This is a genomic window from Brevibacillus centrosporus (assembly GCF_046622605.1).
Lineage (GTDB): Bacteria > Bacillota > Bacilli > Brevibacillales > Brevibacillaceae > Brevibacillus > Brevibacillus centrosporus.
The window spans coordinates 5,698,131-5,717,259 of record NZ_CP176856.1 but is presented as its reverse complement, the minus strand read 5'-3'; the positions used below and the strand labels follow the sequence as shown (position 1 = coordinate 5,717,259).

Genomic DNA, 19,129 nt, shown 5'->3' with positions numbered 1-19,129 from the left:
AATTCGTTGTTTCATGACCAACTTCTACATTCCACATTCTAGTCGCTTCTCCTGTCCCCCGAGCTGCTTTTGTCGTGGAAAAAGGAAAAAACCCGCACTCTGTAGGTTACACAGAATACAGGCTTAGTAGATCAACGAAATTACGCTCCGAAGATTTTCCCAGGATTGAGGATTCCCCTTGGGTCAAGCGCTTGCTTCAGCGACTGCATGACATCGAGTGCTTCGCCATGCTCAATGCGCTGGTACTTCGCTTTTCCGACACCGACACCATGCTCACCCGTGCACGTTCCCCCTCGACTCAGGGCGTATTCTACGAGATGTGCGTTCAAGGCTTCTGCTCGGGCAATTTCGTCTGGGTTGTTCAAATCGATCATCAGGATGACATGGTAGTTGCCGTCCCCTACATGGCCTAAGATCGCACCGTCCAAATCCGAACGGTCTATCGCCTCTCTGGCATCGACGACCGCTCCCGCCAGCTCGGAAAAGGGCAGGCAAACGTCTGTCACCATCATTTTCTTGCCAGGAGACTTGTGAATAAACGCATACGCCATGTTGTGCCGCACATCCCACAGCTGGGCACGTGCCTTGGAATCTGTCTCAAACAGAAACTCCGTGCAGCCATGCTCACCAGCAATGCTTTGAGCGAAATCGATATCGTGTGCAAGCCCTTGCTCACTCCCGTGAAATTCGATGAACAGCGTAGGGTATTCTGGATAGCTTGTCTCTTTGTATGCATTGACCTGACGGATCGAGCGTTCATCAACCAGCTCAATCCTCGCCACCGGCACACCCGCAGAAAGAATATCAACCACGGTATCTACTGCATTCTGGACGGTCGGGAAGCAAGCACGTGACGCCATCGTCGCCTCCGGAATCCCGTACACGCGCAAGGTCAATTCCGTGAAGGCACCGAGCGTTCCCTCCGAGCCGACAAACAGCCCGGTCAAATGGTAGCCCGATGAGGACTTTGCGGTCATGCTGCCTGTGTGGATGATTCGCCCATCTGCCAGCACGACTTCCAGATCGCGCACTTGATCGCGCATGACGCCATAGCGTACCGATGTCGTACCACTCGCATTGGTGGCAGCCATCCCCCCTACAGTTGCATCAGCTCCAGGATCGACAGAGAAGAACAGCCCGTGCTTTTTCAATTCCTTGTTAAGCTGAGTCCTCGTCACTCCCGGCTGTACGCGAACCAGGAAATCCTGCGGCCGTACCTCCAAAATTTGATTCATCATCGAGAAGTCCAAGCTGATCCCACCCTGATACGGGATAGCATGGCCCTCCAGACTGCTCCCCAGCCCAAATGGTGTGACTGCTATATGCTGCTCGTTTGCCAGCTTCATGATCTCACTTACCTCTTGGGCGCTTTGCGGAAACACCACGACATCCGGCAGGTGCGGTGTATGGTACGATTCATCATGACTGTGGTGCTCAAGTACCGTCGGGTTCGTCGTGACTCGCTCGCTGCCCAGCCACTCTTTTAATTGTTGGACGTAATCCACGGTAATGCCTCCTCCCTTTACTTACTCAAGTTGACTAGCCACAAGCTGATTTCCGGTACATAGGTGATGAGCATCAAATCGACACACAAGAGAACCAGGAACGGTATGGCTGCCCGCTCAATCGCCGAGTTGGACAGCTTCGCGATATTTCCGGCTACCAAAAGGTTCAGTCCCACCGGTGGCGTCAGCATCCCAATCGCGGAGTTGACGACCATGATGACCCCGAACAGAACTGGATCAATCCCCAAAGCATTCGTAATCGGCAACAGAATAGGCGTCATCAGGATGATGGTCACCGCTGTTTCCATAAACGTACCCAAAATGAGTAGCAAAACGTTGATGATCAACAGCGTAATAAAGGCGCTATCAGTAATCCCCAGCATGAATTGGGCAATTTCCTGAGGAATATTTTCCCTGGTCATGATAAATCCAAATGCATTGGCTGTCGCGATAATCAGCATGATGACCGCTGTCATAGTAGCGGAGCTTGAAAAAATTTCACCCAAGTCTTTCCATTTGATTTCCCGGTAGACGAACAAGCCTACCACCAGACCGTATACAACGGCTACTACTGCCGCTTCTGTGGAGGTAAAAATCCCACCGTAAATACCGCCCAAAATAATAACCGGCATCAGAATAGCCAAAATTGCCTCTTTAAAAGCCTTCCAAACATCGGAGAGCGAATGCTTTTCCCCACCGCCCCAGCCGTTTTTCTTACTAACCCAAAATGCATACGCGATCAAAGAAAACGCTACGAGAATCCCCGGTCCAATACCGGCAATAAACAAATCGTTAATAGAAGTGCTTGCTGCAACTCCGTACAATACCATCGGAACGCTAGGTGGAATCATAACACCGATCGTACCGCCCGCTGCGTGCAGAGCAGCCGAGAAACGGACGTCATATCCTTTTTTGACCATGTGCGGGATGAGAATGCCCCCTACTGCTGCCGTGGTCGCAGCCGAGGAACCGGATATCGCTGCAAAAAAGGTACAACCCATAACCGCTACAATCGCTAATCCTCCCGGCAAAGTACCAACGAGCGTGTTCGCAAACTTGATCAGGCGCGCAGAAATCCCGCCTGTCTCCATCAGCTTACCTGCCAGCAGGAAGAACGGAACGGCCATCAACGGGAAAGAGTCGGTCCCGTTGAACATTTTTTGAATGACGACCAGCAAAGGGATATTTCCCTCAACCATAAAGGCCACAACTACCGAAAGCCCTAACGCGACGGCAATCGGCACATTAATGATCAGGAGAACCAATAGTGTTAAAAAGAGAACAGTCCCCACAATCGATTCACTCCTTCCCCGTGATGTCTTTCCAAGTGACATGGAGTACGTTCATGATGAGCAGTACACCGCTGATCGGAATCACCATGTAGACGTAGCCCATGGGAACGAGCAGAGTGGGAGATGTCTGTGTCATGCTTCGCGCGGCCAGAGCATATCCCTGTTGAACCATGACCACAAAAAAGAAAATGCTGAGCAGCGCCGCGATACTCAAAACGATCTTATTCATCAACGGCGACAAAAACTTCTGAATATACTCGGTACCGATATGGGCTTTGAGGGCCATTGCATAGGCTGAGCCGAGGAAAGTAATCCAGATCAGCAAATAGCGCGCCAGCTCCTCTGTCCACGCGAGCGGCTGATCAAGGAAGAACCGAAAGAGTACCTGGAGAAAAACAGCCACGATCAGAACGGACAGCATGAGAATGACGACGAAGCGAGTCAATTGATTGAGTTTGGTAATAACAGTGCCCACAACGGTTTCTCCTTTCGCAGGGAAAACGGAGGAGAAGAGCAGCCTATGCTGCCCGTCTCCCTTCTGCCTTTACTTCGTATTCATAATCTCATCAACCAGTTCTTTGCCGAACTGACCGGAAAACTTGTCATAGACTGGCTTCATCGCATCACGGAACGCTTGCTTGTCTACATCCTCCGTGATGGTCACGCCTTTCGATTTGATATCCTTGATCGCTTCCTCTTCCATCTTGATCATCAGCTCGCGCTCGTATTGACCCGCTTTTGTTGCCTCTTCGGAAATCAGCTGCTGCACATCTGCAGGGAGCTTATCCCACACTGGCTTACTAAAAAGGATTAATGCAGCGGAGTACACATGACCAGTCAAAGACATATGCGTTTGCTTGGAATCGTACAGCTTGTACGTTTGTGCGACGATGGCTGGGTTTTCCTGAGCATCTACAACCCCTTGCTGCAGAGCAGTCAGTGCTTCCGTCCATGCCATTGGCGTCGGTTTCGCTCCCAAAGCTTCAAAGGCTGCCAGGTGAATCGGATTTTCCTGCGTGCGAATCTTCATGCCTTGGATATCGGCAGGAGTCTTGATGTCTTTTGTTCCATTTGTGATGTGGCGGAAACCGTTTTCAGCCCATGCCAGACCAACCAGGTTTGCACTGCTCAAGTCTTTCAGAATGTCCTGTCCCACTTTTCCGTCCAGAACCTTGTAAGCTTGGTCCCGGCTTTCAAACAGGAACGGCAGATCGAGCACGCCCAGCTTCGAATAGAAGTTGGTTACAGGTGCCGTAGACGTAATGGACATATCTGCTGTCCCAAGCGTAAGCGCTTCCGTCAATTCGCGTTCCGCACCTAGCTGGCTCAGCGGATACACTTCGATTTTCACTTTTCCGTTGGAGCGCTTCTCCACATCTTCCGCCATCTTTTTCAGAGCCAGGTTATACGGGTGATCTTCTGTCAAAGAGTGACCTGCTTTAAAGACAAACGTTTGGCCATCACTTTTCGGCGCTTCCGTCGTTGCTGCTTGACCGCCGTTGTTTTGTCCGGAAGGCTGAGCAGCTTGACCGCCTCCGCCCCCTCCGCATGCTGTCAGCAGCATCGAAACAGACAGCATGCCCGATAATAGAAAACCCCATTTTTTTCGCAACATCTCTCTAATTCCCCCTGATTCTCTACTCTATTTTTATTACATTGAATTCATTTAATAATATGAAAATTTTATCGATTTGGCTAGATGCCTCTTCCGCCGTCTACATTCATCACTTCACCTGTCACGATCTTGGACAGATCAGAAGCCAGATACAGAGCGGCTTGCGCAATATCCTCCGGTTGGATCAAAGTTCCGAGCGGCACACTGCTGATAAAAATATCCTTTTTGCCCGCTTCGACTTCCGCCTCGTCCCCATTGATGAATTTGCCGAGCATCGGCGTCTCTGCCGGACCTGGGTTAATGACATTTACTCGAATCTTGTACGGAGCCAGCTCGATAGCCAGCGCTTTGCTCAGCATGATCGCCGCCCCTTTGGACGCGCAGTACGCATTCAGCCCTGGACGCGCGCGGATGCCAGCAATCGAGGCGATGTTGATGATGCTTCCTTTATTGCCCGCTTTCATATGGGGAACTGCATGTCTGGTAGTCAGGAAGATCGATTTCGTGTTCACGTTCAAGGTCCGATCCCACTGCTCCAGACTCAGCTCCTCGATCGGGGTAAACGCTTGCGGTACACCCGCGCAGTTGACCAGTACATCCACAGAGCCAAATGTTGAAACGGCCTCCTGAATCATCGCTGCCACGCTCTGATCATCGGATACATCTGTTTGAACAGGCAGAGCCTTTCCTTCTGGCAGCTCCTGCGCGACCTTCTCTGCTGCTTCTTTGTTCAAGTCAGCAAGTACTACGCTCGCTCCCTGTTCGGCAAACAGCGTAGCAATCGCTTTTCCCATGCCCGATGCGGCACCAGTTACCACTGCGGTTTTTCCTGCCAATAGTTGTCCGTTCATAGATTGATAACCACCATCCTCTCTTCTGTCATTTCCTCGACTGCATAGCGAGGACCTTCCTTGCCCAAACCGCTGTTTTTCACACCGCCATACGGCATGACGTCGTTGCGATAAGTAGAAACGTCATTGATCACGACTCCGCCATACTCCAGGACGCGGGCAGCTTTCATCGCAATGTTCAAGTCGCGGGTAAAAATGCCTGCCTGCAGGCCGTATTCAGAGTCGTTGGCTTGTGCAAATGCATCGTCGAGGTCATTGTACGGAATGATCGTTACAACAGGAGCAAACACTTCTCGGCAGACGACTTTCATTTCTGGCTTGGTGTCCACCAGAACCGCTGGATAGAACAAGGCGCCTTCCCGCTTCACTGGCAAGAGTGATGTCGCTCCCTCGCTGATTGCTTCGTTTACCCATTCCTCTGTGCGAATTGCCTCTTTTTCACTGATCATTGGACCTACATCCGTGTCCGGGTCTTCCGGATTCCCGACTTTCAGCTGCTTTACCTCAGCGATGTACAGCTCGGAAAACTCCTGGAAGACAGACTCGTGCACGTAAATGCGCTGAACGGCGATGCAAGCCTGCCCTGCATTGTGGAAGCTTCTCACCGCTGTTTGACGGGCTGCAAGCTCCAGATCGGCATCCAGATGAACGATGTTTGGAGAGTTGTTCCCCAGCTCCAGCGCTACTGGACGCATACCGCTGCGCTCTTTAATATGGCGGCCAACCTCGCCTGATCCGGTAAAGGTGTACATCGCGATCCGCTCTTCGTCGAGCAGCCACTCTCCTACCTGACTGCCCGCTCCGGTCACGATGTTGATGTAGCCTTTAGGCAATCCAGCCTCTTCCAATACCTCGAGCAGCAGGAATGTGGCAATCGGCGTCACGGTAGCCGGTTTGACGACCAAAGTGTTTCCTGCAGCGATAGCAGGAGCGATCTTATGCGTGCTAAGCAAGAGCGGGTAGTTGAACGGGGTAATCGCACCGATTACGCCCTTTGGTACGCGGATCGTAAAGCCCAGACGGTTTTCTGAGCCTTCTGTCGCCTGCAAAGGAATCATTTCGCCGTGAATCTTTTTCGCTTCCTCCGCAGACAAGCGCAAGGTATTGATGGTGCGATCCAGCTCGTTCATGGCGTCCTTGCGCGTTTTGCCGACCTCCCGGATCAGGGAAAGCTCCATCTCGTCGCGGCGAGCCTCCATCAGCTCAGAGGCCTTCAGCAAAATTTTGTATCGCTGGAAAGGAGTCAGGCTGTCCTGCTTGAAGGTTTTCGAGGCCTTCTCGACAGCGTCCGACACGTGATGCTGTTCTGCTTTCGCGATCTGCGCGATGCACTCGCCTGTATATTTGTGGTAGACAGGAATGTAGCTGTCTGTTTTTACCCATTCGCCACCAATGTAGAGATCATATGATTTCGTTTCCATTCTCCCGTTGCCTCCCTCTATTTCTATTTGGTTGCCTGGTAGATTTGACGAACGATTTCGTCGCCCAGCTCTCTGGTGGTAGCTTTGCCGCCCAGATCGGGAGTCAGCACTTTTCCATCTACGAGAACTTGTTCGATCGCGTTCATGATGACCGAGCTGATCTCTGGCAGATCGAGATGATCCATCATCATGCTGAGGCTCCAGATTTGCGCGATCGGATTGGCTATCCCTTTTCCTGCAATATCAGGTGCAGAGCCATGAATAGGTTCAAACATGGACGGGAATTTACGCTCCGGATTGATGTTGGCAGATGGGGCCAGTCCCAGACCACCGACGATGGCAGCTCCGAGGTCTGTTAGGATGTCTCCAAACAAATTACTCGCCACGACGACATCGAACTCTTCCGGACGCGTGATAAAGTAAGCGGCCAGCGCGTCGATATGGTAGAGATTCGTAGTAATGCCAGGGTGCTCCTGGTTCACTTCTTTTACGATCTCATCCCAGAACGGCATGGAGTGGTTGATACCATTGGACTTGGTCGCGGCAGTCAGTCTCTTCTTCGGACGCTTTTCTGCCAGCGAATAGGCATATTTCAAAATTCGCTCTGTGCCGTAGCGGGTAAACACATTGTTTTGCACAGCCAGCTCATAAGGTGTGCCCTGATGCATCCGCCCTCCCATGTTGGAGTACTCGCCTTCGGTATTTTCCCGTACGACTACGAAATCAAGGTCGGCATGGTTTTTGTAGCGAAGCGGGCTCTCCAGACCTTTCAGCAGCTTTACTGGACGCAGATTGACATATTGCTGAAAGGCGCGTCGGATTGGCAGGATCAGTTCCCATACGGAAATATGGTCAGGAACCCCAGGTGCTCCAACTGCACCAAGCAAAATCAGATCATAGTCTTTTAATGTATCCAGTCCATTATCAGGCATCATTTTGCCATGCTTGAGGTAATAGTTGCAGTTCCAATCCATCACATCATTGGCAAAGCGAACGCCACCATGGCTTTCTTCAATTGCCTTCAAAACCTTTAATCCTTCGTCCATCACTTCGGGACCGATCCCGTCTCCCGGTATCACCGCGATTGAATAATGAAGCAATCGACTCCCCCCTCGAAAAAGATCTAAATTTTTTGACGATACAAACAATAGCTATTGCATGTTTAATGCCAACTGCTTTTACAGGGATCTCTTTTCGTAAAACGCTTTCATGACAGGGATAGAAATTTGTCGAAGAATAGAGGGTTCACCTTAAAGCAACAAAATGCTGCAACATAACGTTGCAACACTTTGCTCATTGGATATTGTACTGTTTCATCTTTCGCCATAGTGTCGTTCGGTCCATCCCCAATACTTTAGCCGCCAGCGTTTTATTGTGTTTCGACTGCTGCAAGACGGCGATGATCTTGGCCGCCTCCGGGTCGATATGACCGCTTCGTGATGTTCCTGGGCCGCTAGCAGGTCTTGCCACTTTTCTCGCGTACAAAAACTCGACACTCTCCGCGGTGATTCGTCCGTCCCTGGCCATGAGCACGCTTCTCTCTACCACGTTGCGCAGCTCACGCACATTCCCCGGCCATGTGTGGCCTTGGAGAATTCGATAGACCTCGTCATCAATTCGCTCAATTTTTTGCTCATGATGTTCATTGACCTCTTGCACCATGCTTTTTACCAGCTCCGGTATATCCGTCAAGCGGTCGCGCAAAGGCGGGACATCGAGCTTGAGCATGTTGATGCGGTAGTACAGGTCTGCGCGGAAATGCTCCCTTTCAATCTCTTCTGCCAGGTCGCGGTTCGTCGCAGCTACAATACGCACATCGACAGGAATAATCCTTTCCCCACCTACGCGTCTCACCCGACGCTCCTGCAACACTCTGAGCAGCAGCACTTGGATGCGCAGCGGCATCTCTCCGATTTCATCCAAAAAAAGCGTCCCGCCGTGGGCCAGCTCAAAGAGACCAGGCTTTCCTCCCTTTTTCGCTCCTGTAAATGCACCTTCCTCATAACCAAACAGCTCGCTCTCCAGCAGGCTCTCCGGCAGAGCCGCACAGTTAACCGCTAAAAACGGTCCCATTGCCCGTGTGCTTTCCAGATGAATTCCTTGAGCGAACAGCTCCTTGCCCGTTCCTGATTCCCCTGTGATCAGCACGGTAGCATTTGTCCGGGCAAACATCGCTGCCTGTTCTTTTGTATAGAGAATCTCCGGTGAGGAGCCGATGATGCTCTCCAGTCGATAGCGGGCTTCCAGTCCATTCTCATGCAGCTTTTTGCGCAGCGACATCTCCATCTTCTGTATGTCGATGATTTCCTTGAAATTGGAGACCGCTCCGACGATCTGGTCCTTTACGATGACGGGAATCCGGTTGATGACAATGGATCGATCGAGAACCGTTGCTACATCGCCCAGCTCCTGTCGACCCGTCTTTAAGACACGTAGCATATCAGAGTGGGGAATGTAATCCGTGATTGGCTTACCCAGGACGTCGCCATTTAGCCCTAGCAGCAGCTTGGCATGCTCGTTCACCAGCGTGATATGACTGTGCCGATCAACAGCGATGACGGCATCATGTGCAGAATTGACGACAGCCTCCATCAGATGCTTTTCTCGCAGTCGATCTCGGGTGTAGGTGATCAACGATTCCGCCTGCTGCACGGCACGGCGCAATGTGGCAATCGATGGCTCTACCAGATGCCATTCCCCGGTTGGCGGCTTCTGTGGCAGCATATTTTTGCTCCACTTGGGGCTAAGGTAATGCGTCTGCTCCTGGTCCTCCTGCCATTCCTCTTGCAGCTGAAATAAAAGCTTTGCCTCCCCTGATAGCTTCTGCTCAAGGTCGTACTCTTTCTCCAGCCAATACTTCTCTTTCCGGGAGCCGCAAACGACAACGGCTGGCTTTCGCTCTTCCTTTTCGCACAGCCGCTCCCATACTTTTCTTATGTCATTCAAATCGATCGAGAGGCAAACGACCGGCAACGAGTAGGATTCCAGCTCTTCTCGATACGGCTCGGTTGTGATGACGACGAAAGGATTCAACATTTGGTCAATGATCGACTTGATCGAATAAAAGTACCCAATCGGATGATGACTACTTTCTAGCAAGGCAGCTATTTTTCTCTCCAGCTCTTTGTCCAGCCTGTACAAGGCAATCATAGTTCCTCCTGATTCATCTGCGCCAAGATACGGTAGTCCGCCATTTTTCGATACAGGGTATTTCTCCCGATCTGGAGCAGTTTCGCTGCCTGGCTGACATTTCCTCCGCACTTTTTCAACGCCGTTTTGATCGCCTCGCACTCCATCTCTCGCAGTGACAGTGCAGTCCCTTGGGCAGCAGGAAAACTTTCTTCCTCGACTCCCTCTAGTTGGATATGCTCGCAGTCGATTTCGTCGTCCTCTGTCAGGAATGCCGCTTGAATCAGTACACCTTGCAGCTCGCGCACATTCCCAGGCCAGGAATAGGACTTGAGCATGGCCTGTGCCTGCTTTGTTAGCGTGATCTGACGGTCTGGAGCGATTTGACTGATCTGATGCGCAGCCAGCTGCAGGATATCGCTGCGTTTTCGCAGTGGCGGCAAAGAAACGACTACCCCTTTGAGTCGGTAATACAAGTCCGCACGAAAGCGGCCAGCCTTGACCTCATCCGGCAGATGCCTGTGCGTCGCTGCAACCACTCTCGCATGAACGGGCCGAGCCTGGTTGCTTCCAACCGGAGTCACTACCTTTTCCTGCAGAACGCGGAGCAAGGCAGCCTGTGCCCGCAGCGACATGTCCCCGATCTCATCCAGAAAGATCGTTCCTTTTCTGGCGGCTTCAAACTTGCCGATCCGCCCCTCCCGTTGAGCTCCGGTAAAAGAGCCGCCTTCATAACCAAACAATTCACTCTCGATCAAATTTTCCGATATCGCACTGCAGTTCACCGCTACGAAAGGTTCCTGCGCACGTGGTCCTGTTTGATGGATCATCTGGGCAAACAGTTCTTTTCCCGTCCCGCTCTCCCCTAAAATCATCACAGGGAAGTCGACCTGGGCAGCCTTTTGTGCGAGAGCCTTTGCTTGAAGAAAAAGCGGGCAGGAGCCAACCAGACGCGGAAATGGCTTAAGCAGGGGAGTCGGAGCCGCCGCAGGCCAGATGCGGCGCCGTTTGTCTTGAACGGTCCGTGCGCCTCGCTCCAGGTCGGGGTCCAGTTGTTTGCCGAGCATATCTGATCCGAGCAGCTGCTTTGCCCTCCGGTTTATACCCACGACGCGCTCATCGCGATCAAGCCCGATAAGCGGCAGCCAAGGCTCCCAATCGTTGTGCTCAGGAGTATCCGGCAGCGACATGACTCGCTCCGCCTCCGCAAACAAAAGGCGGTTTTGCAAGGCTTCGGCAATCATGCAGACAATCGTTAAGGCAAAGGTATGCGTGTATTCCTTTCTTGTACTGATATCGATTACACCCAACAGCTCGCCCGAAGGTGAAAAAACCGGGGACGATGAGCACGTCAGGAAGTGGTTCTCACGAAAATAATGCTGTTCTCCAAAAATCTGTATCGGCTGCTGGGCAATCAGGGCTGTGCCAATCGCATTGGTCCCCTTGTTGCTCTCCTGCCAGTTCGCGCCGATCTGCAGCTGCACCTTTTGCGCATGATCGGCAAAGACAGGGTCTCCTACCGTATGAATAATGTTTCCGTTGCGATCGGACAGAAGCGCAATGTGCTCCGTCGAATGCAGGAAGGGAGACAATTTGTTAAAAAGGGGCAGGCTCTCTCGAATCAGAGGGTGATTTTCCTGAATGATTTCTTTGATTCGATTGGTGGAAATGATTTGATCATTCGCCTTCTGCGTGGCTACGAGGTTCGATTCCTGACAGCGCTTCCATGACTGCTGGACAATCGTTGACAACACTCTTCCCTCCCTCAAAATCATTCCCCCTCATTATACCATGACTTGGCAATCTGTTAGCTGTTCCGTTATGGAACACTCCCTGTTCCAACCCGGTCCACTTGCTGCTCGAAAAAACACTGAAAACGCTGTCAAATCAAGGCCTAAGCAGTTGGTACGGGTATTGCTATTAAGAAAGCGTGTAAATACTTACAAGAGATATGAGGAGGCGTTCGCATGATCTATGCTCAGCCCGGCCAAGCCGGTTCAAAGGTGACGTTCAAAAAACGCTACGAGAACTACATTGGAGGCAATTGGGTACCGCCAGTGAAAGGGGAGTACTTTGAAAACGTAACGCCGGTCACTGGCAAAGCGTTTTGCGAGGTAGCTCGTTCCACGGCTGAAGATATCGAACTGGCACTGGATGCCGCACATGAGGCGAAAGCTGCATGGGGACGCACTTCTGTTGCACAACGCTCGAACATTCTGTTGAAGATAGCGGATCGGATGGAAGCAAACCTGGAGCTTTTGGCGACAGCCGAGACATGGGAAAACGGAAAGCCTGTGCGTGAAACACTCGCTGCCGACATCCCACTTGCAATCGACCACTTTCGCTACTTTGCCGGCGCTATTCGCGCTCAGGAAAGCACCCTCGGCGAAATCGACAACGATACAGTCGCTTATCATTTCCATGAGCCACTGGGCGTCGTCGGACAGATCATTCCGTGGAACTTCCCGCTGCTGATGGCTACGTGGAAGCTCGCTCCAGCTCTGGCAGCAGGAAACTGCGTCGTGTTGAAGCCAGCTGAACAAACACCTGCATCGATCATGGTACTGATGGAGCTGATCGGAGACCTGCTGCCTCCTGGCGTGGTCAACGTCGTGAACGGCTTTGGTCTCGAAGCCGGTAAACCATTGGCTTCCAGCAACCGCATTGCGAAAATCGCGTTTACAGGTGAAACGACTACAGGTCGTTTGATCATGCAATACGCTTCTCAAAATATTATTCCGGTTACACTTGAGCTGGGCGGAAAATCGCCAAACATCTTCTTCTCGGATGTATTTGCGAAAGACGATGCGTTCTTTAACAAAGCGATCGAAGGCTTTGTGATGTTTGCGCTCAACCAAGGCGAAGTGTGCACATGCCCATCTCGCGCTTTGATTCACGAGAGCATTTACGAGCCGTTTATGGAGCGTGCCTTGCAGCGCGTAGCGAGCATCAAGCAAGGCAACCCACTCGATACCGATACCATGATCGGTGCCCAGGCTTCTCTGGAGCAGGTAGAGAAGATCCTCTCCTATCTGGACATCGGTAAACAGGAAGCCGCAGATTGCCTGATTGGCGGCAGCCGCGCTCAGCTGGAAGGCGATCTGGCAGACGGCTATTACATTCAACCGACTGTCTTTAAAGGCCACAACAAAATGCGCATCTTCCAGGAAGAGATCTTTGGTCCAGTCGTTTCCGTGACAACCTTCAAAGATACCGAAGAAGCACTCTCGATTGCCAACGACACCCTGTACGGCTTGGGCTCTGGCGTTTGGACCCGCGATGTAAACACAGCTTACCGCATGGGTCGTGAAATTCAGGCAGGTCGCGTATGGACCAACTGCTACCACGCCTACCCGGCTCACGCTGCATTTGGCGGCTACAAAATGTCCGGCATCGGCCGCGAGACTCACAAAATGATGCTCGGCCATTACCAACAAACCAAAAACCTGCTCGTCAGCTACAGCGATCAGGCTCTGGGCTTCTTTTGATCCATGAGCCAACCGGAGAAAGTACTCGCTACCGACGCAGCCCTAGAGCTAATCGAACGGCTTCGCGCCAAACACGGCGATCTGATGTTTCACCAGTCAGGGGGCTGCTGCGATGGCAGCTCACCCATGTGCTACCCACTGGGCGAGTTCCTCATCGGTGAGCAGGATGTGCTGCTGGGTGAGATCGGCGGCTGCCCGTTCTATATGGGAAAAGCTCAGTACGAGTATTGGAAGCATACGCAGCTCATCATCGATGTGGTGAGCGGACGCGGCGGCATGTTTTCCCTCGAAGGACCGGAGGGAGTGCGATTCTTGACACGTTCTCGCGTATTTCCCGACTCGGAATAATTAGAAAACTTGGCTCCGCCAAGCTTTGCGGTGGAGCCTTAGTTGCACTTATACTGGCTAAGAATCTTATAAATTCTTACTGTATAAAAGACAAGACCGTACCCGCCTGAAAAAAGGCTGGCACGGTCTTTTTCTGTTACCGCTGTCGTGTAGGTTTTTTGGCTCCTGCCGGCTTGCGCCCCATTGGTTTGGGACCTGTAGGTGGTTTCGCTCGCTTGCTGTCAGGGCGGCGTCCTGCTTGGCTAGAGCTGTTTTTCGAATGCGAGCGGTCTGGGCGATTGCCAGGACCCCTATGGTCTTGGCGAGTGCCAGGACCCCTATGGTCTTGGCGAGCCCCTGAACGACCCGGTTTGCCGCCAGCCCCAGTTCGCTCCACTCTCTCACTGCTCTTTGGCTTTCTATCGAAGCGGTCATCCTGGCGCTCGTTGCGCTGCTGTTTCTGATCGAAACTGCCCTGCCTTCCTTCACCGCTTTTCGGCTTGTGATCGATGCTTCCTCGTTTCCGTTCCCCACTCTTTGGCTTGCGCTCAAAGCGTTCCTGGTTTCGTTCGCGTCCGCTATCCCGTGCCGCTCGACCAGACGAGCTTTTCTGACTGGCAGAAACCTGTCCGCGTCCATGCTCTTGTTTGGACCCGCGCTTTTTTCCTTCACTACGCTGTTCGATAGCCCCTGGGGTTTCTCGGCCTTGCCTCTCCAGCTTCAAGCCAATCCCTTTTTCAATCATCTCCAAATACGGTCGATCCTTCGGTGTCACCAAAGTAAAGGCAATTCCCCGTTCCCCCGCTCGACCCGTACGGCCAATCCGATGGATATAGCTGTCCACGTCTTCCGGGATATCGTAGTTAAATACATGGGTGACACCTTCCACGTCCAGACCGCGGGCAGCCACATCTGTCGCGACGAGAAACTGTATACGAGACTCACGAAACCGCTTCATGACCGCTTCCCGCTTCGCTTGTGACAAATCTCCATGCAATTCGTCTGACATGTAGTCAAAGCCTTGCAAGGCCGCATTCAGCGTGCTGGCTCGACGCTTTGTCCGGCAGAAGATCACGGCGAGAAATGGCCGGTGTTCATCAATCAGGCTGCGCAGCGTGGATTGCTTAGCACGATCTGTCGTTTCCACTACGATTTGCTTGATATCATCCAGCGTGATACGTTTTCCTTGTACGCGAATATCCTCTGGCTGACGCATAAAACGATTGGCCAGTGAGCGCACTTGGTCAGGCATCGTAGCAGAGAACAGCATGGTTTGACGATCCCATGGTGTCTTTCCGATGATCTCTTCTACTTCCGGCAAAAAGCCCATGTGCAGCATCTGATCAGCTTCATCGAGTACGAGTGTCGACACCGTCGATAAATCAATCGTTCCTCTGCGCATATGATCCAACAGACGCCCAGGTGTCGCTATGACGATCTGCTTTTTACCCGCAAGCTTTCTCATCTGGCGTTCGACGTCTTGTCCGCCGTAAACAGCTAGGACATGGATTTCATCAAGCTTCGCTGTCAGCTTCTGCACTTCTGCTGTAATCTGCAGAGCCAGCTCCCGCGTAGGTGTGAGGATCAACGACTGTACGTGCGTAGCCTCCGGATCAGCCTGCTCCAGTATCGGCAGGACAAATGCCAGCGTTTTCCCAGTCCCAGTCTGTGCCTGTGAGATCACATCTCTGCCAGTCAGGGCGACAGGAATGGTTTTTTCCTGTATCGGGGTCGGTTCGGTAATGCCATTTTCCTTTAATGCCTCAAGGAGTTCCTTGCGTATTCCTACTGCCGTAAAATCAGCCAGTGTAGCCATCTCCATTCTTGATTCCGATCGACTGTCTGCCTTATTTCGTGCACACAGCCATTCCGATAAAATAACGAACACCTTCTCGAGGCTTCTCAAACGTCACGCCTCGCTGGTAGTAAATCTCGACGTGGGAAAAACGGACAAACAGCTCTTCAAACTCCTCGGGGGTCAGCTGATGGACGTGAAACGGCTCGCTCGTCTTTTGGCCTCTTCCCCTGCCAAAAGGACTGGATAGCACCAGTATTCCGCCAGGCTTTAGCATGCGATACAAGTTGTCCATAAACAATCGGTCGTCCGCGACATGCTCGATCGTTTCAAAGCTGAGTATCGTATCAAATTGTCCCAATTGCTCAGGCAAGCTAGGATCTAGGGCATCGCCCTTCTGGTACGTGATCTTTTGGTGATTGTACTCGCGATTGGCGTAGAGAAGCGTCTCTTCATCGTTATCTACCGCGACCAGCTCTACCAGCTCGCGTTTCCTGTCCTTGGCGACCATATGCGCTCCATACCCTGTGCCGCACGCGATATCCAGCACTCGACCTTTGATATAAGGCGTGGCAAAGTAGTAACGGGCGATGTGCTCCAGCAGCATACCGTTCGTAGGCTTCATCAATTTGGGGATGATGCGCTCCCCTGTCCACTCTAGCAAAGCGATCACCGTTTTCCTGGTATTCTTCCCCCCATCTTACCTTATTTCAAGGGAGAGAGGAAACTTGTGTGAAAATACACCCCGAAAAGTCATTTCCGACATGTTAAGAAAAATGTAAGAGTTTTCTATGCTGTTTTGTTCGAACTGCCCGGTAAGATAGAACTAGAAAGAGATACGAGGTGGGACTTATCATGACGAATTACAATGTCCTTGTCGTTGATGACGAACGAGAAATCAGGGACGCGATCGAGATTTACCTCCAGAACGAATCCATCACGGTCTACAAGGCTGGGGACGGTTTGGAAGCTTTGGATGTCCTGACAGAACAGGAAATTCACCTCATCATTCTGGACATCATGATGCCCAGGATGGACGGCATTACCGCCACCTTTAAAATCCGACAAGAGAAAAACATTCCCATCATCATGCTTTCCGCAAAGTCAGAGGATACCGACAAAATACTGGGATTGAACGTCGGAGCGGATGATTACGTCACGAAGCCGTTTCATCCTCTTGAGCTGGTGGCGCGTGTGAAATCGCAGCTTCGTCGCTACACCAATCTGGGCAACTACAAATCGGCAGAAGATGAGATTCAAGTGCGGGGGCTGACCCTGAACAAAACCACGAAAACCGTCACGGTAGACGACAATGACGTTCGGCTGACCGCAACGGAGTACAAAATTCTTGAGCTGCTGATGGAAAACAAAGGACGGGTGTTCTCCATCGAGGAAATCTACGAGCGCGTCTGGAGGGAACCGTATCTGAACGCCGAAAACACGGTAGCCGTCCACGTCCGACGTATTCGGGAGAAAATCGAAATCAACCCGAAGGAACCGAAATATTTAAAGGTGGTATGGGGAATTGGATACAAAATCGAAAAATAAGAGTTATTCGCTGCTGGCCACTCTCGCCTTGTTGGTGACAACGACGCTGTCCTTTCTGACGGTCGCCGATCTCTATGACAAGCGCGAGTACCTGCAAGAGGATTACTATTTTGACAGCTACAACTTCTTCGATCAGCTAAATACCGAGGTGGACCTGATTCGTAGCGTTCATGTCGAGTATGTCGGTTACGAGCAGAAAAAGCCGATGGAGAAAATCGATGCGGATACACTAGAGCAATTCACTCATGAGCGCGACCAGTCCTTACAAGATGAAAAACAAGCCATTGTCGATCAATACAATGACGTAATTCAACAGGCGCAGCAAGCAGGCAAACCTGAGGAAGTCGCCAAGCTTACGACTGAAAGAGACAGTAAAATCTCTGAAAAATACAAAGAGGTTCAGGGAGATTGGGATAAAAGAGTCAGCCAGTTCGTAAAAGACAAGGATCAAGAATACGAGGAGCGCAAAAACAGCCTCGCCTTTCGCGACAGCTCTTTTAAATATTACGTAGTGGATGGAAAAAGAAGCAAGGTCTACACCAACCTTGGATACGAGCCTTCTGATGCTGTCCTGCAGAGAGACGCTCTCTACTCCTTCCAGTTCCCGAAAAACTCGCACTCGAGAACAAACATGTTCGCTGATCTCAATCGCTCATTTCAGTTGAATCAGTGGAAAGGCGTCATCTACGTTCCCAAATCACCTGAAGGGTACAGCCAAATTCACGCAGATGCTACCTATTACAATTCAGTCCGAGAACGTCTCATGCTCGAATACGCTCTTCTGACGGCTACTCTCCTGATCAGCGGAGTATTGCTCTGGTACACCTACACCCGGAAAGCCACGCAGCTGCCGGTTATCCAGAAGAGCTTGGCTTTCATGCGCCGGATCCCACTGGACATCCGACTTGTCCTGTTGTTTCCACTCATCCTGATTTACTTTGCCGTGGCATTTGGTTCGACTTTCTTTTCGTTTCCGATCGGCTTCGACCAATTCTTTACCCTGACCGTTATGCTGCCTCTCACAGCCATCTTCCTGCTGTATATCATGGAAGCCTGGATCATGTACAATGACGGCGAGCAATTGCGTCAGCAATGGAGTAGAAGCTTGCTTTCCCGCCAGCGCTCCCTGCTGAAAGAAAGCTACTCGAACCGCAGTGTTTTCTTCAAGGTAGCATTGATCTTCACGCTGACTGTCGGTCTGGGAATGAGCATAGCTCTAGGCTTGTTCGCCATTGTCGACCGAGCGGAAGAACTGTTGATTCTCGTATTCCTGTACGGCATGTTCTATGTACTTTGCGTCCTGCCTTACATTTTCCGCCGGATCGGGCTTATGAACAGACTCCTGCTCGGCGCTTCACAAATGGCTGCCGGTGATCTGAAGGCAACGATCGTAGAAAAGCCGCGTGGAAAGCTGGCAGACCTGGCACATTCCCTTAACAACATCAGGCAGGGTCTACAGCACTCGGTAGAAAGCCAGATGAAAAGCGAAAGACTCAAATCAGAGCTGATCACCAACGTTTCTCATGATTTGAAAACACCACTCACGTCGATCATCAACTATGTCGATTTGCTCAAACGGGATAACCTGACCCAGGATGACATCAAAAACTATGTGGATGTCCTCGAGCGCAAAACCAACCGCTTGAAGGTGCTGATCGATGACCTGTTCGAGGCAGCAAAAACAGCGAGTGGTTCTGTGGAGCTGAACATCGAGCAAGTCAATGTCTCCGCTCTGCTCAATCAAGCCATCGCCGAATTCAGCGACAAGATCGACGAGTCTACACTGACTTTCCGGGTCAATATCGAGCAGCCCAAAATCATGGCACCCCTCGACGGCAAAAAGACTTGGCGGGTCTTTGAGAACCTGATCGGAAATGCCCTGAAATACTCCATGCCAAATACACGTGTGCATGTCCACTTGACGGAGACACAGAATGAAGTCGTTCTGACGATCAAAAACGTCTCCGCCTACGAAATTGATTTTGCGGCAGATGAATTGTTCGAACGCTTCAAACGGGCAGACCAATCACGCAATACGGAAGGCTCTGGCCTCGGTCTTGCAATCGCCAAAAGCATCGTCGAACTGCAGGGCGGCAAGCTCGCCATTGATATTGACGGCGATTATTTCAAAGTGATCGTTCTCTTCCGCCGATAGATG

Annotated in this window: 15 protein-coding genes; 4 read left to right on the top strand and 11 right to left on the bottom strand. The window is 51.5% G+C overall.

Annotation, left to right across the window (positions count from 1 at the left end):
* Positions 1-140: 140 nt before the first annotated feature.
* The 9 genes from ACLIN2_RS28540 to ACLIN2_RS28500 form a co-directional block, all read right to left on the bottom strand.
* Positions 141-1,505 carry an FAD-binding oxidoreductase gene (locus ACLIN2_RS28540; RefSeq protein WP_411502824.1) on the bottom strand — a complete coding sequence of 455 codons (1,365 nt, stop codon included), beginning with the start codon at positions 1,503-1,505 and terminating at the stop codon, positions 141-143.
* Positions 1,506-1,522: 17 nt separating this feature from the next.
* Positions 1,523-2,797: a TRAP transporter large permease gene (locus ACLIN2_RS28535; RefSeq protein WP_400583466.1), complete on the bottom strand. Its 1,275-nt coding sequence runs from the start codon at positions 2,795-2,797 to the stop codon at positions 1,523-1,525.
* Between the two features lie 7 nt (positions 2,798-2,804).
* Entirely contained in the window at positions 2,805-3,218 is a 414-nt protein-coding gene (locus ACLIN2_RS28530) for a TRAP transporter small permease (protein WP_373863272.1), read from the bottom strand.
* Positions 3,219-3,341: 123 nt separating this feature from the next.
* On the bottom strand, positions 3,342-4,412 hold the full coding sequence (locus ACLIN2_RS28525; RefSeq protein ID WP_411502823.1) for a TRAP transporter substrate-binding protein: 1,071 nt from the start codon (positions 4,410-4,412) through the stop codon (positions 3,342-3,344).
* Positions 4,413-4,492: 80 nt separating this feature from the next.
* Entirely contained in the window at positions 4,493-5,263 is a 771-nt protein-coding gene (locus ACLIN2_RS28520) for an SDR family oxidoreductase (protein ID WP_092268426.1), read from the bottom strand.
* Positions 5,260-6,684 carry an aldehyde dehydrogenase family protein gene (locus ACLIN2_RS28515; RefSeq protein WP_310230071.1) on the bottom strand — a complete coding sequence of 475 codons (1,425 nt, stop codon included), beginning with the start codon at positions 6,682-6,684 and terminating at the stop codon, positions 5,260-5,262. The genes ACLIN2_RS28520 and ACLIN2_RS28515 overlap by 4 nt, the downstream gene beginning before the upstream one ends.
* A 23-nt stretch (positions 6,685-6,707) precedes the next feature.
* Positions 6,708-7,784: a tartrate dehydrogenase gene (locus ACLIN2_RS28510; protein ID WP_310230073.1), complete on the bottom strand. Its 1,077-nt coding sequence runs from the start codon at positions 7,782-7,784 to the stop codon at positions 6,708-6,710.
* A gap of 193 nt (positions 7,785-7,977) precedes the next feature.
* Complete coding sequence (locus ACLIN2_RS28505) at positions 7,978-9,834, bottom strand: sigma-54 interaction domain-containing protein (RefSeq protein WP_411502822.1); 1,857 nt, start codon at positions 9,832-9,834, stop codon at positions 7,978-7,980.
* On the bottom strand, positions 9,831-11,564 hold the full coding sequence (locus tag ACLIN2_RS28500; RefSeq protein WP_411502821.1) for a sigma-54-dependent Fis family transcriptional regulator: 1,734 nt from the start codon (positions 11,562-11,564) through the stop codon (positions 9,831-9,833). Before ACLIN2_RS28500 ends, ACLIN2_RS28505 begins: the two co-directional genes overlap by 4 nt.
* Before the next feature lie 216 nt (positions 11,565-11,780).
* Between ACLIN2_RS28500 and adh the strand changes: the two genes are divergently transcribed.
* Positions 11,781-13,301, top strand: a complete 1,521-nt coding sequence (adh, locus tag ACLIN2_RS28495) for an aldehyde dehydrogenase (protein WP_411502820.1) — start codon at positions 11,781-11,783, stop codon at positions 13,299-13,301.
* Between the two features lie 3 nt (positions 13,302-13,304).
* On the top strand, positions 13,305-13,649 hold the full coding sequence (locus ACLIN2_RS28490; protein WP_327931186.1) for a DUF779 domain-containing protein: 345 nt from the start codon (positions 13,305-13,307) through the stop codon (positions 13,647-13,649).
* Between the two features lie 136 nt (positions 13,650-13,785).
* Here the strand turns inward: ACLIN2_RS28490 and ACLIN2_RS28485 are convergent, their stop codons facing one another.
* On the bottom strand, positions 13,786-15,450 hold the full coding sequence (locus ACLIN2_RS28485; protein ID WP_411504611.1) for a DEAD/DEAH box helicase: 1,665 nt from the start codon (positions 15,448-15,450) through the stop codon (positions 13,786-13,788).
* Positions 15,451-15,475: 25 nt separating this feature from the next.
* Positions 15,476-16,048: a class I SAM-dependent methyltransferase gene (locus tag ACLIN2_RS28480; protein ID WP_328201366.1), complete on the bottom strand. Its 573-nt coding sequence runs from the start codon at positions 16,046-16,048 to the stop codon at positions 15,476-15,478.
* Positions 16,049-16,278: 230 nt separating this feature from the next.
* Here ACLIN2_RS28480 and ACLIN2_RS28475 point away from each other — a divergent pair, with 230 nt between their 5' ends.
* Both ACLIN2_RS28475 and ACLIN2_RS28470 read left to right on the top strand, forming a co-directional pair.
* Positions 16,279-16,971: a response regulator transcription factor gene (locus tag ACLIN2_RS28475; RefSeq protein WP_328210312.1), complete on the top strand. Its 693-nt coding sequence runs from the start codon at positions 16,279-16,281 to the stop codon at positions 16,969-16,971.
* Positions 16,949-19,126 carry a sensor histidine kinase gene (locus ACLIN2_RS28470; RefSeq protein WP_411502819.1) on the top strand — a complete coding sequence of 726 codons (2,178 nt, stop codon included), beginning with the start codon at positions 16,949-16,951 and terminating at the stop codon, positions 19,124-19,126. Before ACLIN2_RS28475 ends, ACLIN2_RS28470 begins: the two co-directional genes overlap by 23 nt.
* Positions 19,127-19,129 lie beyond the last annotated feature (3 nt).

What these genes read in the sequence shown, in the direction of transcription:
- ACLIN2_RS28530 (WP_373863272.1), bottom strand. Translation starts at nt 3,218, where the DNA reads ATGCTGTCCGTTCTGATCGTGGCTGTTTTTCTCCAGGTACTCTTTCGG.
- ACLIN2_RS28525 (WP_411502823.1), bottom strand. Translation starts at nt 4,412, where the DNA reads ATGTTGCGAAAAAAATGGGGTTTTCTATTATCGGGCATGCTGTCTGTT.
- ACLIN2_RS28520 (WP_092268426.1), bottom strand. Translation starts at nt 5,263, where the DNA reads ATGAACGGACAACTATTGGCAGGAAAAACCGCAGTGGTAACTGGTGCC.
- ACLIN2_RS28515 (WP_310230071.1), bottom strand. Translation starts at nt 6,684, where the DNA reads ATGGAAACGAAATCATATGATCTCTACATTGGTGGCGAATGGGTAAAA.
- ACLIN2_RS28505 (WP_411502822.1), bottom strand. Translation starts at nt 9,834, where the DNA reads ATGATTGCCTTGTACAGGCTGGACAAAGAGCTGGAGAGAAAAATAGCT.
- adh (WP_411502820.1), top strand. Translation starts at nt 11,781, where the DNA reads ATGATCTATGCTCAGCCCGGCCAAGCCGGTTCAAAGGTGACGTTCAAA.
- ACLIN2_RS28490 (WP_327931186.1), top strand. Translation starts at nt 13,305, where the DNA reads ATGAGCCAACCGGAGAAAGTACTCGCTACCGACGCAGCCCTAGAGCTA.
- ACLIN2_RS28485 (WP_411504611.1), bottom strand. Translation starts at nt 15,450, where the DNA reads ATGGAGATGGCTACACTGGCTGATTTTACGGCAGTAGGAATACGCAAG.
- ACLIN2_RS28480 (WP_328201366.1), bottom strand. Translation starts at nt 16,048, where the DNA reads ATGAAGCCTACGAACGGTATGCTGCTGGAGCACATCGCCCGTTACTAC.
- ACLIN2_RS28475 (WP_328210312.1), top strand. Translation starts at nt 16,279, where the DNA reads ATGACGAATTACAATGTCCTTGTCGTTGATGACGAACGAGAAATCAGG.